This window comes from Pseudomonas sp. AC169 (assembly GCF_979258515.1).
On record NZ_OZ409866.1, the window covers coordinates 733006 to 748435 of the forward strand.

A 15430-nucleotide genomic window follows, 5' to 3' on the forward strand; every position below is an offset into this window, starting at 1 on the left:
CCCACGCAGAGCGTGGGAACGATCATCCGCAGTGTCGCAAATTTTCATACCGGACAAATAACAAGGGGGCGAATTCTCATCCGCCCCCTTGTTTGTCCGCTTATTCTTGCGGTTCTTCGTCTGCTGCGGCGTCGAGTTGCTGGTCTTCACCGGCATCGTCATTTACGACAGTGCCTTCGAATTCCTCGCCCTCTTCACCCTCAAGCTCTTCACCTTCGACTTCCGAAGGTTCCTGAACCCGCTCCAGTCCGACCAGGGTTTCATCCTTGGCCAGTTTGATCAGCGTCACACCTTGGGTGTTACGGCCCAGGCTCGACACTTCGTCGACACGGGTACGCACCAGAGTGCCCTGATCGGAGATCAGCATGATTTCTTCACCGTCCTGCACCTGAACCGCGCCGACCAGACGGCCGTTACGCTCGTTGCTGACCATGGCGATAACGCCCTGACCGCCACGCTTGTATTCAGGGAACTCGGTGATCGCCGTACGCTTGCCGTAGCCGCGCTCGGAGGCAGTGAGGATCTCGCTGCCTTCTTCCGGAATCAGCATGGAGATCAGCTTCTGCCCTTCTGGCAGACGCATGCCACGCACGCCGCGGGCGGTACGGCCCATGGCGCGAACTTCGGATTCCTTGAAGCGCGTCACTTTGCCGCCGTCGGAGAACAGCATGATTTCCTGCTCGCCGTCGGTGACAGCAGCGGAGATCAGGATGTCACCTTCGTCCAGTTCCAGCGCGATCAGACCGACGCTGCGCTGACGGCTGAACGCCACCAGCGGGGTCTTCTTCACGGTACCGTTGGCGGTCGACATGAAGATGAACGGTGCCTTCTTGCGGTCAGCAGCCTTGATACGGGCACGACGTTCTTCGTCGGTCTCGTTGCTATTTTCGATCTCTTCTACATCAGCTTCGGCGCCTTCGGCTTCTTCTTCATCAGCCTGACGCTTCATGGCTTCGAGATCGACCGGCAGCATGGTGGTGATGTATTCGCCTTCGCTCAATGGCAGAAGGTTGACCAGCGGACGACCACGGGCGGCGCGGGACGCTTCCGGAATCTCGTAGGTCTTCAGCCAGTAGACCTTGCCTTTGCTGGAGAACAGCAGCAGCGTGGTGTGGCTGTTGGCAACCAGCAGGTGAGCGATGTAATCCTCATCCTTGACGCCGGTCGCCGATTTGCCTTTACCGCCACGACGCTGAGCCTGGTACGCAGCCAGTGGCTGGGTCTTGGCGTAGCCACCGTGGGAAATGGTCACGACGCGCTCTTCTTCCGGGATCATGTCACCCAGGGTCAGGTCGAGACGGGCATCGAGAATTTCGGTACGACGCTGGTCGCCGTATTCGGCACGAATCACTTCCAGCTCTTCGCGGATCACTTCCATCAGGCGCACGGCGCTGTTGAGGATGCGGATCAGCTCGCCGATCTGGTTGAGGATCTCTTGATACTCGGCCAGCAGTTTTTCGTGTTCCAGACCGGTCAGACGGTGCAGACGCAGTTCCAGAATGGCTTGCGCCTGTTCTGGCGACAGGAAGTACTTGCCTTCGCGCAGACCGTATTGCGGATCGAGGTTTTCCGGACGGCACGAATCGGCACCGGCACGTTCAACCATCGCGACCACTGCCGAGGATTCCCACGGCGTGCTGACCAGCGCTTCTTTGGCTTCCGACGGCGTCGGCGAAGCTTTGATCAGGGCGATTACCGGGTCGATGTTCGACAGGGCAACGGCCTGGCCTTCGAGGATGTGACCACGCTCGCGCGCCTTGCGCAGTTCGAACACGGTACGACGGGTAACGACTTCGCGACGGTGACGGACGAAGGCTTCCAGCAAATCCTTGAGGTTCAGGATACGTGGGCGGCCATCGATCAGCGCAACGATGTTGATGCCGAATACCGATTGCAGCTGGGTCTGCGCGTAGAGGTTGTTGAGGATCACCTCAGGCACTTCGCCGCGACGCAGTTCGATCACGACGCGCATACCGTCCTTGTCGGACTCGTCGCGCAGTTCGGTGATGCCTTCCAGCTTCTTCTCTTTGACCAGCTCGGCGATCTTCTCGATCAGACGCGCCTTGTTCAGCTGGTACGGCAGTTCGGTGATGACGATCTGTTGACGACCACCGACCTTGTCGATGTCTTCAATGATCGAGCGGGCACGCATGTAAATACGGCCGCGACCGGTGCGGTAGGCTTCGATGATGCCGGCGCGACCATTGATGATCGCGGCGGTCGGGAAGTCCGGACCGGGGATGTATTGCATCAGCTCGTCGACGGTCAGCTCAGGGTTGTCGATGAGTGCCAGGCAACCGTCGATGACTTCACCGAGGTTGTGCGGCGGAATGTTGGTCGCCATGCCCACGGCGATACCGCTGGAACCGTTGACCAGCAGGTTGGGGATACGGGTCGGCATGACCGCCGGGATCATTTCGGTGCCGTCGTAGTTCGGCACCCAGTCCACGGTTTCTTTGTGCAGGTCAGCCAGCAGCTCGTGCGCCAGCTTGGTCATGCGCACTTCGGTGTATCGCATGGCCGCAGCGTTGTCGCCGTCGACCGAACCGAAGTTGCCCTGACCGTCTACCAGCAGGTAGCGCAGGGAGAAAGGCTGAGCCATACGAACGATGGTGTCGTACACGGCAGTGTCACCGTGCGGGTGATACTTACCGATCACGTCGCCGACAACACGGGCAGATTTCTTGTACGGCTTGTTGAAGTCGTTGCCCAGCTCGCTCATCGCGAACAGTACGCGACGGTGCACGGGCTTGAGGCCATCGCGCGCATCCGGCAGTGCACGGCCGACGATTACGCTCATCGCGTAGTCGAGGTAGGACTGTTTCAGCTCGTCTTCGATATTGACCGGGAGGATTTCTTTGGCCAGTTCGCCCATGAGAAGCCTGATTCCTTTTTCTGGTGAAACTTCGTCATATCCATATGGGACCAACGAAGCTCGTCGGGGCAGGCCGAGTGCCAAGCGCCGACTTACGACAAATCAACATTGGATCGCGGATTTGCGCAGTAAAGACAGCTCCGTGGAGCTGCCTCGGAAAACGCCGGATGTTATCACAAGAGCCGCCACGCACCTATCCCCCTGATGCGCATGGAGCATAGTTAGTTGACCGGTGACAGGCTTAACGGGGACGAGAGAGGCTCAGAGCTTCTTTGAATGCAGAATCGAGGCTTGGTTTAGCGATGTTTATTGACTTTTAGGTCCCCTTCGCGAGCAAGCGCGCTCCCACATTGTTCTGTGGTGATCACAAAACCTGGGGGAGCGAGCTTGCTCGCGAAGAGGTCGAGGCGGGATTCAAGCCAATCAATGCAGGCGTTTGCGGCACATCAACTGGGCCATTTTCGCGGTGTCCGGGCGCTCGACGATGCCTTTTTCGGTAACGATCGCGTCGATGAGATCCGCCGGCGTCACATCAAACACCGGGTTGAACGCCTCAACGTCCGCACCGACGCGTTTACCGCCAACTTCGAGCAACTCGGCACCGTCACGCTCTTCAATAGGGATGTCGTCACCGCTTGCCAGATTCATGTCAATGGTCGAACTCGGCGCGACCACCATGAAACGTACACCGTGGTGCATGGCGTTGACTGCCAGTTGATAGGTGCCGATCTTGTTGGCCACGTCACCGTTGGCCGTGATGCGGTCAGCGCCGACGATCACCCAGGTCACGCCTTTGGTTTTCATGATGTGCGCGGCCGCGGAGTCGGCGTTCAGCGTCACCGGGATGCCTTCGTTGGCCAATTCCCACGCGGTCAGGCGCGAGCCTTGCAACCATGGGCGGGTTTCATCGGCGTAAACGCGCTCGACCATGCCCTCAAGAAAGGCTGCGCGAATCACCCCGAGCGCCGTGCCGAAACCGCCGGTGGCCAGCGCGCCAGTGTTGCAGTGGGTCAGAATCGCCTGAGCATTGCCCTGATGCTTGCGGATCAGGTCGACACCAAGCTGCGCCATGGTCAGGTTGGCTTCGCGGTCGCTTTCATGAATGGCAATGGCTTCGGCTTCCAGCGCCGCCAGCGGATCGGCATTCTCTTTCAAGCGATCGAGGCGATCATGCATACGGCCGAGCGCCCAGAACAGGTTGACCGCCGTCGGACGCGAATCGGCGAGCAAGGCAAAATCCTCTTCCAGCGCCGCGTACCAGTCGCCACCTTCGGCGATCCGCGCACGGGCCGCGAGGACGATGCCATACGCCGCACTGATGCCGATGGCCGGCGCGCCACGCACCACCATCGAGCGAATCGCTTCAGCCACGCCAGCGGCGCTGGTGTAGGCGATCCAGGTTTCCTCGAACGGCAAAATACGCTGATCCAGCAGGTGCAGCGCGCCGTCACGCCAATCGATGGCCTTCACTTTTTCCGCAGCCAACAGTCGATCGCGCATCCTACACCCCGCACTCATGAACAAAAGCCGCCGATTATAGCGATCCCCCCGCGAAGACGCTCGGGTATACTTCGCCATCCTTTACAAAAGCACTGGAACCGACCCTCGATGCCGAAACCTGCCATTGCGCTCGACTTATTATTGCTGCCGACCTGGCTGGTACCCGTCGAACCTGCAGGCGTTGTGCTCAAGGAGCATGGCCTGGGCATCCGCGACGGTCGCATCGTGTTTATCGGCCCGCGTGCCGAAGCATTGAAGTGTAACGCCACTGAAGTTCGCGAATTGCCGGACGTGCTGCTCGCCCCGGGCCTGATCAATGCCCACGGCCACGCGGCGATGACGTTGTTCCGTGGCTTGGCCGATGATCTGCCGCTGATGACCTGGCTGGAAAACCACATCTGGCCAGCCGAGGCCAAGTGGGTCGATGAAGATTTCGTCCGTGATGGCACCGATCTGGCCATCGCCGAGCAGATCAAGGGCGGCATCACCTGCTTCTCGGACATGTACTTCTTCCCGAAAGTCGCCAGCGAGCGCGTGCACAACAGCGGCATTCGCGCGCAAATCGCCACTCCGATCCTCGATTTCCCGATTCCCGGCGCCAGCAGCGCCGATGAAGCCATTCGTCAGGGCGTCGAGCTGTTCGGCGATCTGAAGCATCACGATCGCATCAAGATCACCTTCGGCCCCCATGCACCGTACACCGTCGGTGACGAGAACCTCGAGAAAATCCGCGTGATTGCCGAGGAACTGGACGCCTCGATCCACATGCACGTCCACGAAACTGCGTTTGAGGTCCAGCAAGCACTTGAGCAGCACGGCGAACGTCCGCTCGCGCGCCTCGGTCGTCTAGGTCTGCTTGGCCCGCGCTTCCAGGCCGTGCACATGACCCAGATCAGCGATGACGACCTGGCGTTGCTGGTAGAAAGCAACACCAGCGTCATTCATTGCCCGGAATCCAACCTCAAGCTGGCCAGCGGCTTCTGCCCGGTCGAGCGTTTATGGCAGGCTGGGGTGAATGTCGCGGTCGGCACCGATGGCGCGGCGAGCAACAATGATCTCGACCTGCTCGGCGAAACCCGCACCGCCGCTCTGCTGGCCAAAGCCGTCGCCGGCTCGGCCACCGCGCTTGATGCCCACCGAGCGCTGCGCATGGCCACACTGAATGGCGCGCGGGCACTGGGGATCGAGGCGCAAGTCGGCTCGCTGGAAATCGGCAAAGCCGCCGACATCGTCGCGTTCGACCTGTCCGGTCTGGCCCAGCAACCGGTATATGACCCGGTTTCGCAGCTTATATATGCCACCGGGCGGGATTGCGTGAAACACCTGTGGGTCGCCGGCAAACAACTGCTCGACGACCGCCGCCTGACGCGCCTGGACGAAGAGCAACTGGGTGCCACTGCCCGGGCCTGGGGCCAACGCATCAGCGGCCACACCGAATCGTAAACACCCCGGAGCAGACTCCGGGGCTACAGCCCTTTTTCCAGTTTTAGAGGAATTGACCATGAGTAACGTCGACCACGCCGAAATCGCCAAATTCGAAGCCTTGGCCCATCGCTGGTGGGACCGCGAAAGCGAATTCAAACCGCTGCACGACATCAATCCACTGCGGGTCAACTGGATTGACGAGCGGGTCAACCTGGCCGGCAAGAAAGTCCTCGACGTCGGTTGCGGCGGCGGCATCCTCAGCGAAGCCATGGCCCAGCGTGGCGCTACCGTCATGGGCATCGACATGGGCGAGGCACCACTGGCGGTCGCGCAACTGCATCAATTGGAATCCGGCGTCAGCGTCGAATACCGCCAGATCACCGCCGAAGCCCTGGCCGAAGAAATGCCCGAGCAGTTCGACGTGGTCACTTGCCTTGAGATGCTTGAGCACGTGCCTGATCCATCGTCGGTCATTCGCGCCTGCTTCCGCATGGTCAAGCCTGGCGGTCAGGTGTTCTTCTCGACCATCAACCGCAACCCGAAGGCTTACCTGTTCGCCATTATCGGCGCCGAATACATCATGAAGCTGCTGCCGCGCGGCACCCACGACTTCAAGAAATTCATCCGCCCTTCCGAGCTGGGCGCCTGGAGCCGCATGGCCGGCCTGACCGTCAAGGACATCATCGGCCTGACCTACAACCCGCTGACCAAGCACTACAAGCTGGCCAACGACGTTGACGTCAATTACATGATCCAGACCCTGCGCGAGGAATAAGCCGATGGCCATCAGAGCAGTTCTCTTCGACATGGACGGCACCCTGCTCGACACGGCGCCGGACTTCATCGCCATCTGCCAGGCAATGCGCGCCGATCGCGGCTTGCCGCCGATCAACGACAAGCACATTCGCGATGAAATCTCCGGCGGCGCCAAAGCCATGGTCGCGGTGACGTTTTCGATGGACCCGGAATCGCCGGGGTTCGAAGAACTGCGCCTGGAGTTCCTTGAGCGTTATCTGGTTGGCTGCGCCGTGCACAGCAAACTGTTCGACGGCATGGGCGAATTGCTCGCCGATATCGAAAAGGCCAACCTGATCTGGGGCGTGGTCACCAACAAGCCGCTGCGCTTTGCCGAGCCGATCATGCAGCAACTGGGGCTGGCCGAGCGTTCGGCGCTGCTGATCTGCCCGGATCACGTGAAGAACAGCAAACCAGATCCGGAACCGTTGATCCTTGCGTGCAAGATGCTTGATCTGGATCCGGCGACGGTTCTGTTTGTCGGCGATGATCTGCGTGATATCGAATCGGGCCGTGATGCCGGTACGAAAACGGCTGCTGTGACCTTTGGCTACATTCACCCGGACGACAACCCACGCCATTGGGGTGCGGACGTGGTGGTGGATCATCCGTCGGAGTTGCGCAAGGTGCTCGATAGCGCTCTGTGCAGCTGCTGAGCGCCATTGGCTGCATTCCCACGCGGAGCGTGGGGAACGTTCTGACTCCATGATGAGGTTTTTATGTTTGATTATTCCGCTCGTCCCGAATTGCTCAAGGATCGGGTCATTCTGGTTACCGGTGCCGGTCGTGGCATTGGCGCGGCCGCCGCAAAAACCTACGCCGCTCACGGCGCCACCGTGTTGCTGCTGGGCAAGACCGAAGCCAATCTGACTCAGATCTACGACGAGATCGAAGCGGCAGGCCATCCGCAACCGGCAGTGATTCCGTTCAACCTCGAAACCGCCCTACCCCATCAGTACGATGAGCTGGCAGCGATGATCGAAACCGAATTCGGCCACCTCGACGGCTTGCTGCACAACGCCTCGATCATCGGCCCGCGCACGCCGATCGAGCAGTTGTCCGGCGAAAACTTCATGCGCGTCATGCAGGTCAACGTCAACGCCATGTTCATGCTGACCAGCACCCTGCTGCCGCTGCTCAAGCTGTCGCAGGATGCGTCGGTGGTGTTCACCTCCAGCAGCGTCGGCCGTAAGGGCCGCGCGTATTGGGGCGCTTATGGCGTGTCGAAGTTCGCCACCGAAGGCCTGATGCAAACCCTGGCCGATGAAGTCGACGGTGTGGCGCCAGTACGCTCGAACAGCATCAACCCCGGCGGTACGCGCACCAGCATGCGTGCTCAGGCCTATCCGGGAGAAAACCCGCTGAACAATCCGACACCCGAGGAGATCATGCCGGTCTACCTCTACCTGATGGGCCCGGACAGCACAGGCATCAATGGCCAGGCGTTCAACGCTCAATAACTGCCATACGTCGCATTTGTTGCCGCGGCAGATTCCTGTCGCGGCAGTCATTTGCCGCTTGAGAGCGTCACAATCCAGTCAATTTTCCAGCACCCACTTCCCACCTCACAAGCCAAGCCATTGATTCCAAACGGTTTAAATAAAAACGAACCGAATGGCACGACTTTCGCTCTAAATTTCCTCAAAACAAGCCGCGTGAAGGCAATGGGGCGAGGCCGATTTCGATAGCTTACTAATCGTCATCCGGCAGACTAAACTTACGCCAAACGTCCTACGGGACTGATGGATCAGTATGACGCGCAGCCCATAGCCGCTCTCACCCAGCCTGTAAGACAGACTTACCGCTAAGGGTTCACGCCATATGAAATCACCCTCCCAGACCAATGCAATTGACTTTGACAGTGCCAAATTGCAACGCCTGGGCTTTGGTCAACTGCCGCCCCTTCTGGAGCGACCGGCCAGTCTGGCGCAACTGCGCCAGCAAATGAGCCTGCAACTGCAAACCAGCCTCGAACCGCAACGCATCCTCGGTCTGTTTTTCCGCGAAGTTCAGCGCCTCGTGCCACTGGACGCATTGAGCTATGTGCACCAGGGCAGCGATTTGCGCCTGGAGTTCGGCACCCGCGGCCACCACTCGATCAGCTACAGCCTGAGCCACGAAGGCGAGCATATGGGCGAACTGGTGTTCCGCCGCAATCAGCGCTTCAACGACAAGGAACAAGGCCAGCTGGAATCGCTGCTGTCATCCTTGCTGTACCCGATGCGTAACGCCCTGCTTTACCGTGAGGCGACGCAGAGCGCCCTGCGCGATCCGCTGACCGGCGCCGGTAACCGCATCGCCATGGAGCAGACCCTGCAACGGGAAATCGAGATGTCCCGTCGACATTTGCAACCGCTGTCGCTGCTGATGCTCGATATCGACCACTTCAAACGGGTCAATGATAGCCATGGTCACAGCGCCGGTGATGACGTGCTCAAAGCGATCGCCGCGACGATCAAGGCACAACTGCGCAATGTCGACATGGTGTTCCGTTACGGCGGCGAAGAGTTTTTGATCCTGCTGTCCAACACCAGCCGCGAAGCGGCGGCCATGGTCGGCGAACGGCTGCGTTATGCGACGCAGGCGGCCGAATACTATGCCGATGGGCAGTTGATTGAATTGACGGTGAGCCTGGGATGCTCAACGTTGTTGCCGGGCGAATCCGCCGACAGCTTGCTGCGCCGCGCTGACAGTGCGTTGTATGTGGCCAAGCGTGAAGGGCGCAACCGCTTGGCGATGGCGGGCTAAGGCTTTCCAGCCAACACAAAACAGCGTGGGAGCGAGCCTGCTCGCGAATGCAATCTGACATTCAACCATGAGTTGACTGACGGACCGCTTTCGCGAGCAAGCTCGCTCCCACATTGGTTTTGCGTGAAGCCAAATATCAGCTCTCGACTACCGCCCTGCGCTCTCGGCTCACCAGCAAGCGCTCTGAGGTTTCAAGTTGCATGCAGCGCTCCAGAAACAGGTACATATAGTCGTAGCTCTTGCAGATTGCCTGTCGCAACTCAGCCTGCAAGGCCTTGCTTGGATTCATCCCGGCCAGGGTGCAGATGATTTCCAGCGCTTCCCACGGATGGGCATCGTCGTACTGGGCATGCATCTTCAGCCACTTCATCGCGCGCTTGCGGTCTTCTTCCGGAAACGCGGCTGCGTAAACACCGGTCGAACAGACGACCGCCGACCACTCCCCGGTCGCGCCTTCGATGGCATAGTTAGTGGCCGCGATGGCCACAATCAGCGAATCGGCCGAACTGGTGTGCCAGCACCAATGACTCAAGGCGTGCAATTCAGGTGGTACATGCTGGGCTTGCAGGTCTTCCAGACTGACGCCATGGGCACGACTCCAATGCACCCAGTAATCGGCATGATTGAGTTCGACGCGGATATTGCGCATCAGCCAGCGCCTTGCCATGTCTTCGCCCGGGTGGCGGGCGAACCTGGTTTTGGTGAGATTCTGCGCCATGTACAACGCGAATTGCTCAACTACCGGCCAGCCCCCGATCAGGTACTGACGCATGGTTCTGGCACTGAGCTTGTTATCACGCATGCGCAGGTAAAGTTCATGTTCGACAACCCGGCGCTTGCTCTCGCTGCAGTCCTCAATGAGCTGTTGCGCCCAGGCAGGATAACTTGCAGCTTCCATGAGTGGTCCGGTTCGGTTGAATGTGTCGATCACTGTTCGGCTCCTTTTGATTTGTGATTGTAAGGATCGGCAAGAGACTTCAACGGAACGTGCCAGGCGCTTTGAATAACAGCGGTTGCGGTCTGGCGGGCCGACTTTGCAAACTGTCACAGGTAAACAATTGTGGGCGTTCTATAACATACCCTTGAGCGTAATCCACACCAATTTCAAGCAGTGCCTGCTCGATCTGGGTTGTTTCAACAAACTCGGCAATTGTCTGCTTACCCATGACATGCCCGATGTGATTGATCACTTCGACCATTGCGCGGTTAATCGGGTCGTCCAGCATATCCTTTACGAAACTCCCGTCGATCTTCAGGAAGTCTACAGGCAAATGTTTCAGATAAGCGAATGAAGACATTCCGGCGCAAAAGTCATCTAACGAAAAATAGCAACCTAAGCCTTTGAGTTCATTAATAAATCTTATTGCACTGCCCAGATTGGAAATTGCACTGGTTTCTGTAATTTCAAAACAAATCATTTCAGGCGGTATTGCGTAGTTAACAAACTGCTCTCGCAGAAAGTGCAAAAACGCGTCATCTCCTATAGTAATGCCTGACAGATTAATCGCACACATTGCTAATGGCTCTTCATGTTCTTGCGCAATACATTGAGCAATAACCTTGAATACGTTCTCAACTACCCAACGATCCAGTTGACTCATCAAACCATAACGCTCGGCAGCGGGAATGAAACTGTCCGGCAAAATCATCCGCCCGGATTCATCATGCAGACGCAGCAGAATCTCGATGTGCCCGCCCTTGTTGTCAGCCGGCTTGAGCGCAGCGATTTCCTGGGCGTACAGACAAAAGCGGTTTTCTTCCAGCGCCATGTGCAGACGTTGCACCCAGGCCATTTCACCAAAGCGCAGCGACAGCTCGGAATCATCGGCGTGGTAGACCTGCAACCGATTACGGCCCTTTTCCTTGGCCATGTAGCAGGCCATATCGGCCGCGCGCAATGAGGCTTCGAGGGTTGTAGGGGTTTGGGCAATATGCACCAGGCCAATGCTCACCGTGGTCAGGAACGGTCGCCCCTTCCAGACGAAATGCAGATTCTGCACGGTCTGGCGCAGCGCCTCGGCAATCTTCTCCGCCGCGTCGGGCGCGCAATTCTCCAGCAGAATGCCGAATTCATCACCACCCAGGCGCGCCAGCGTATCGCCCTCGCGCAGCCCCGATTGCAGCAGCGTACAAATGTGCCGCAACAACTCATCGCCAGCGGCGTGACCGCAGGTGTCGTTGACCAGTTTGAATTGATCGAGGTCGAGGAACATCAAGGCATGCCGGCCGGAATGGCGCGTGAGGTTGTGCAGCGCCTGCTCCAGGCGATATTCGAACTCGCGACGGTTGGCCAACCCGGTCAGCGCATCATGGGTGGCCTGCCATGACAGGTTGGCGATGTATTGCCGCTCCTGCGTCATGTCGTGCAACACCAGTACCGTGCCGCTGACTTTGCCGGCATTGCGGATCGGCGCGCCGACCAGCGTTACAGACAACGTCGTGCCATCGAGGCGCTGGATCAGTTTCGAATGCTCGCTGCCGCCACTGAGCTGGCCACTGAGAATGTGCTCGATGAGGGTCAGCCCCTCGGCCTGGGCGTTGTCGTCGAGCAAATTGAACAACGCGGCCAGCGGCAGGCCCGCCGCCTGCTCGGCCTTCCAGTGGGTCATGGCTTCCGCGGCCGGGTTCATGTAATCGATGGCGCCGCTGACATCGGTGGTGATGACGCCATCACCGATCGAATGCAAGGTAACGTGCGCCCGATCCTTCTCCAGTTGCAGCGCCTCGGCAAAAGCGTGGCGCTGCTTGAGCAGTTTGTGCGTGCGCCACAAGGCCAGCACGATCAGCCCAAGTGCCGTGGCCAAGTTGGTGAACAGCAGCAAACGCATGATCATCCGCGAGCCTTCGCCCAAGGCATCGCTGAAGGCTTTCGCCGCCGGGGTCACGCCATCGTTGATGGCGAAAATCCGCGCCTTCCAGCGCTGGATATCGGCGCTGTTGGCGGTGTTCTGCGAAATGCTGCGGTGCATCTCCTGCGCCACGTCATCCAGTTCGACCAGATAGGCATCACCGACGGTCCAGCGATCGATGGCGATTTCCAGATAACTGAAATGACGAAAGTTGAGGTACAGCCAGATCAGGCTGGAGACGTCATCGGGATGATTGCCGCCCTTGAGAATGCCTTCGCGCGCCGCGGCCAGATCCGGCGGTTGATGATCCAGCGCCAGACGCAATTGATGCCCGCCTTGCGGCACGCTGATCGCGTTGCGATATTTGAGGAAGATCGTCTCGTCACGGCTGTCGGCGTACAGATTGAGGTAGTAGATCGCGTCTTTCTGGCCTTTGGACCACAGGCTTTCACCGGCGACGTAACCGCGAACGGCCGAGAGCACGTACAGACTCACGCCGCCCAATAACGCTTGAAACAACACAACGGCAATAAATGGCCAGACGATGCCCAACAACCGTGGCGTTCCGAGAGTCCGCTTTTGCTTCATGAGATCCCTTGCGCAAGCACTGCCAGATGAACACCGGAAAATCCCGCTCCTGACAGCTCAGCCTAGGCTAATTTTCGACAAGTCAAAGGGACAGCTCTGCCGTCCTCCAGGTCGATTGCGCAAATGGCTGGCCTGCTTGAGCGTTCCGGGTGATTTTACTCAATGCAATTCAAGCACTAAGCGCAGAAACCGGGGCGAAACTCAAGGGCGCTGGATCTGCTGCAGATGACCATAAAGCTTGGCATACAAACCGCCATCGGCAATCAACTGCTGATGATCGCCGTCTTCAGCGACCTGGCCACCATCGAACACCAGCACGCGATCGGCCTGTTTCACCGCCGACAGACGGTGGGCAATGATCAACGTGGTGCGGCCATTGAGAAAGCGCGCCATAGCCTGATGCAGGTTGTACTCGGTGGCAGCGTCGAGGGCCGAGGTGGCTTCGTCGAGGATGACGACTTTCGGCTCGGCGAGGATCATTCGGGCGATGGCCAGGCGTTGCCGTTGACCGCCCGACAAGCGCACGCCGGAACGGCCGACAACACTGTCCAGGCCATTGGGCAAAGCGCGGATGGTCGCTTCGAGCTGAGCGATTTCCAGCGCCTGCCAGCACGCTTCGTCACTGCGGGTGCGGCCCATGGTCAGGTTGGCACGCACGGTGTCGTTGAACAGCGCCGGGTGCTGCAACACCACCGCGACGTTTTCACGAACCGTTTCCAGACCGATTTCCTGCTGGGTCGAACCGCCGAAGCGGATGGTGCCGGACAATGGCGTGTAGAGCCCGAGCAGCAATTGCACCAAGGTGCTTTTGCCGCCGCCACTGGCGCCGACAATCGCTACTTTTTCACCGGGGGCAATCGACAGGTTCAGTTGATCGAGCACCAGTTCATCGCCGTAACCGAAGCTCAGGCTTTGCACCTGAATGCCGACGGTGTCACGACCTTTGAACGGATCGACGCCGCCGGGATATTGCGGCTCATCGGCACGCGCCAGCAGTTCGTTGATCCGCGCCAGCGCCCCGCCCGCTGCGTAATAGGCGTACTGCAGATTGAGCAGTTGTTCGACCGGGCCGATCATGAACCACAGATAACTGAACACCGCGAGCATCTGGCCGATCGACAAGTCGGAGAACAGCACCGTGAGCATCGCCGCGGCGCGAAAAATGTCGATACCGAACTGAAACAACAAGCCACTGGCGCGGTTGGAAGCGTCGGTTTTCCACTGCGAGTTGACCGCGTAATTGCGCACTTCCTGCGCGCGCAGGCCGAGCCGCCCGAGGAAGAAACCCTGACGGTTGCCGGCGCGGATTTCCTGAATCGCATCGAGGGTTTCGCTCAACGCCTGGGTGAAGCGCGAGGTGCTGTCGTTCTCGAGTTTCTTCAGGTGTTTGACGCGCTTGCCCAATTGCACCGTGGCGTAGATCACCAGCGGGTTGAACAGCAGAATCAGCAACGCCAGTTTCCAGTGCATCCACATCAGGATGCTCGCAGTGCCGACCAGCGTCAGCATCGCCACCAGAAAACGGCTGAGGGTTTCGCCGACGAATTTGTCGAGGGTATCCAGATCGGTGACCAGGTGCGTGGTCACGGTGCCGCTGCCCAGGCTTTCGTATTCGCCGAGGGAAATTCGTTTGAGCCGTTCGATCAGGCGTACGCGAATGCGATAAACGATGTCCTTGGCCAGCCGTGCGAACAGCCGCGACTGCAACACGCCAAAACACAACGAGCTGCACCGCAGGGTCAGTGTCACCAGCAACATCAGGCCGATGTAACCCGCCGCTTGCTGCCACATCGTCGGCAGCACATGGTTCATGACTTTCAGTGCGGCATCACCGTGGCCGAGCAGCACTTCGTCGACCAGCAACGGCAGCAGCAACGGAATCGGCACACTGCACAACGTCGCCAGAACGGCTACGCCGTTGGCGATCCACAGGGATTTTTTGTGAGTGAGTGCCAGTCGCCGGACTTCTGCCCAGCTCAGCCGGTCGACACGCTTTACGGCTTGCGTGTCATCGGCCAGGTCAGGCACAGGCGGCGCGCTCCAGCCAGCGGCCGAGCAATGGCGACAGCTCGCTGAGCGGTTGATAGCCGTTGGTCAGCAAGGCCAGTTGGCCGTTGCGCTCGGCGAGCAGGGTCGGGAAACCGGCGATGCCCAGATCCTGTACCCAGCTGAAATCGGCCTGAGTGGCTTTGTGTTGATCGGCATGATCGAACAACGCCGCGAATTCGATACGCGGTACACCGGCCTGCTCGGCCAACTCGACCAGCACACTGGCCTGGGTGACATCACGACCTTCAGCGTAAAACGCCTGCTGAATCAGTCCGACCAGTTTCCACGCGCAATCCGGCGCCAGGCTGCGCGCCGTGACGATAGCGCGGCAAGCAGGCTCGGTGTCGTAGACAAAACCGTCGGGCAAGGCGCCGTCGAGCTTGAACGGCTGGCCGGTGGCCTCGGTGACCGCTTGCCAGTGCTCAAGAATGTAGCGCCGCGTGGTCGGCTCCAGCGCCGAACCGCTGCCGGTGCGCAAACCGCCGACCACCAGATGCAGCTCCACCCCGGCTGCTTGCGCCTGCTCGACCAATGCCTTGGCCACCGGAGCGAAACCCCAGCACCACGAACACATCGGATCCATCACATAGAGCAGGCGTGC

11 protein-coding genes are annotated in these 15430 nt (G+C 59.3%); 5 read left to right on the top strand and 6 right to left on the bottom strand.

What is annotated here, in order from left to right; translation table 11 throughout:
* Positions 1-100: 100 nt before the first annotated feature.
* Together gyrA and mtnA are read right to left on the bottom strand one after the other, a co-directional pair.
* On the bottom strand, positions 101-2875 hold the full coding sequence (gyrA, locus tag ACZZ0G_RS03245; RefSeq protein WP_463395305.1) for a DNA gyrase subunit A: 2775 nt from the start codon (positions 2873-2875) through the stop codon (positions 101-103).
* 423 nt (positions 2876-3298) lie between these two features.
* A complete protein-coding gene (gene mtnA, locus ACZZ0G_RS03250; protein WP_016986961.1) occupies positions 3299-4375 on the bottom strand; it encodes an S-methyl-5-thioribose-1-phosphate isomerase in 1077 nt (358 codons plus the stop codon).
* Between the two features lie 108 nt (positions 4376-4483).
* Here mtnA and ACZZ0G_RS03255 point away from each other — a divergent pair, with 108 nt between their 5' ends.
* The 5 genes from ACZZ0G_RS03255 to ACZZ0G_RS03275 all read left to right on the top strand — a co-directional run bounded on the left by ACZZ0G_RS03255 (position 4484) and on the right by ACZZ0G_RS03275 (position 9343).
* Positions 4484-5818, top strand: a complete 1335-nt coding sequence (locus ACZZ0G_RS03255; RefSeq protein WP_463555291.1) for a TRZ/ATZ family hydrolase — start codon at positions 4484-4486, stop codon at positions 5816-5818.
* A gap of 58 nt (positions 5819-5876) precedes the next feature.
* The gene (gene ubiG / locus ACZZ0G_RS03260; protein ID WP_007908399.1) at positions 5877-6575 is read left to right on the top strand and encodes a bifunctional 2-polyprenyl-6-hydroxyphenol methylase/3-demethylubiquinol 3-O-methyltransferase UbiG; all 699 of its coding nucleotides are present in this window, start codon (positions 5877-5879) and stop codon (positions 6573-6575) included.
* Between the two features lie 4 nt (positions 6576-6579).
* The gene (gene mupP, locus ACZZ0G_RS03265; RefSeq protein WP_016986964.1) at positions 6580-7251 is read left to right on the top strand and encodes an N-acetylmuramic acid 6-phosphate phosphatase MupP; all 672 of its coding nucleotides are present in this window, start codon (positions 6580-6582) and stop codon (positions 7249-7251) included.
* A 63-nt stretch (positions 7252-7314) separates the two neighbouring features.
* Positions 7315-8055 carry a YciK family oxidoreductase gene (locus tag ACZZ0G_RS03270; RefSeq protein ID WP_016986965.1) on the top strand — a complete coding sequence of 247 codons (741 nt, stop codon included), beginning with the start codon at positions 7315-7317 and terminating at the stop codon, positions 8053-8055.
* 361 nt (positions 8056-8416) lie between these two features.
* Positions 8417-9343, top strand: coding sequence for a GGDEF domain-containing protein (locus ACZZ0G_RS03275; RefSeq protein ID WP_463395302.1), 927 nt, complete (start codon positions 8417-8419; stop codon positions 9341-9343).
* Between the two features lie 136 nt (positions 9344-9479).
* On the opposite strand, the gene ACZZ0G_RS03280 is transcribed toward ACZZ0G_RS03275, so the two are convergent.
* From ACZZ0G_RS03280 to ACZZ0G_RS03295, 4 genes are all read right to left on the bottom strand, one after another.
* A complete protein-coding gene (locus ACZZ0G_RS03280; protein WP_463555292.1) occupies positions 9480-10241 on the bottom strand; it encodes a TenA family transcriptional regulator in 762 nt (253 codons plus the stop codon).
* Positions 10242-10320: 79 nt separating this feature from the next.
* Entirely contained in the window at positions 10321-12780 is a 2460-nt protein-coding gene (locus ACZZ0G_RS03285; RefSeq protein ID WP_463555293.1) for an EAL domain-containing protein, read from the bottom strand.
* 201 nt (positions 12781-12981) lie between these two features.
* Positions 12982-14808, bottom strand: coding sequence for an ABC transporter ATP-binding protein (locus tag ACZZ0G_RS03290; protein WP_463555294.1), 1827 nt, complete (start codon positions 14806-14808; stop codon positions 12982-12984).
* On the bottom strand, positions 14801-15403 hold the full coding sequence (locus ACZZ0G_RS03295; RefSeq protein ID WP_463558814.1) for a DsbA family protein: 603 nt from the start codon (positions 15401-15403) through the stop codon (positions 14801-14803). Before ACZZ0G_RS03295 ends, ACZZ0G_RS03290 begins: the two co-directional genes overlap by 8 nt.
* Positions 15404-15430 lie beyond the last annotated feature (27 nt).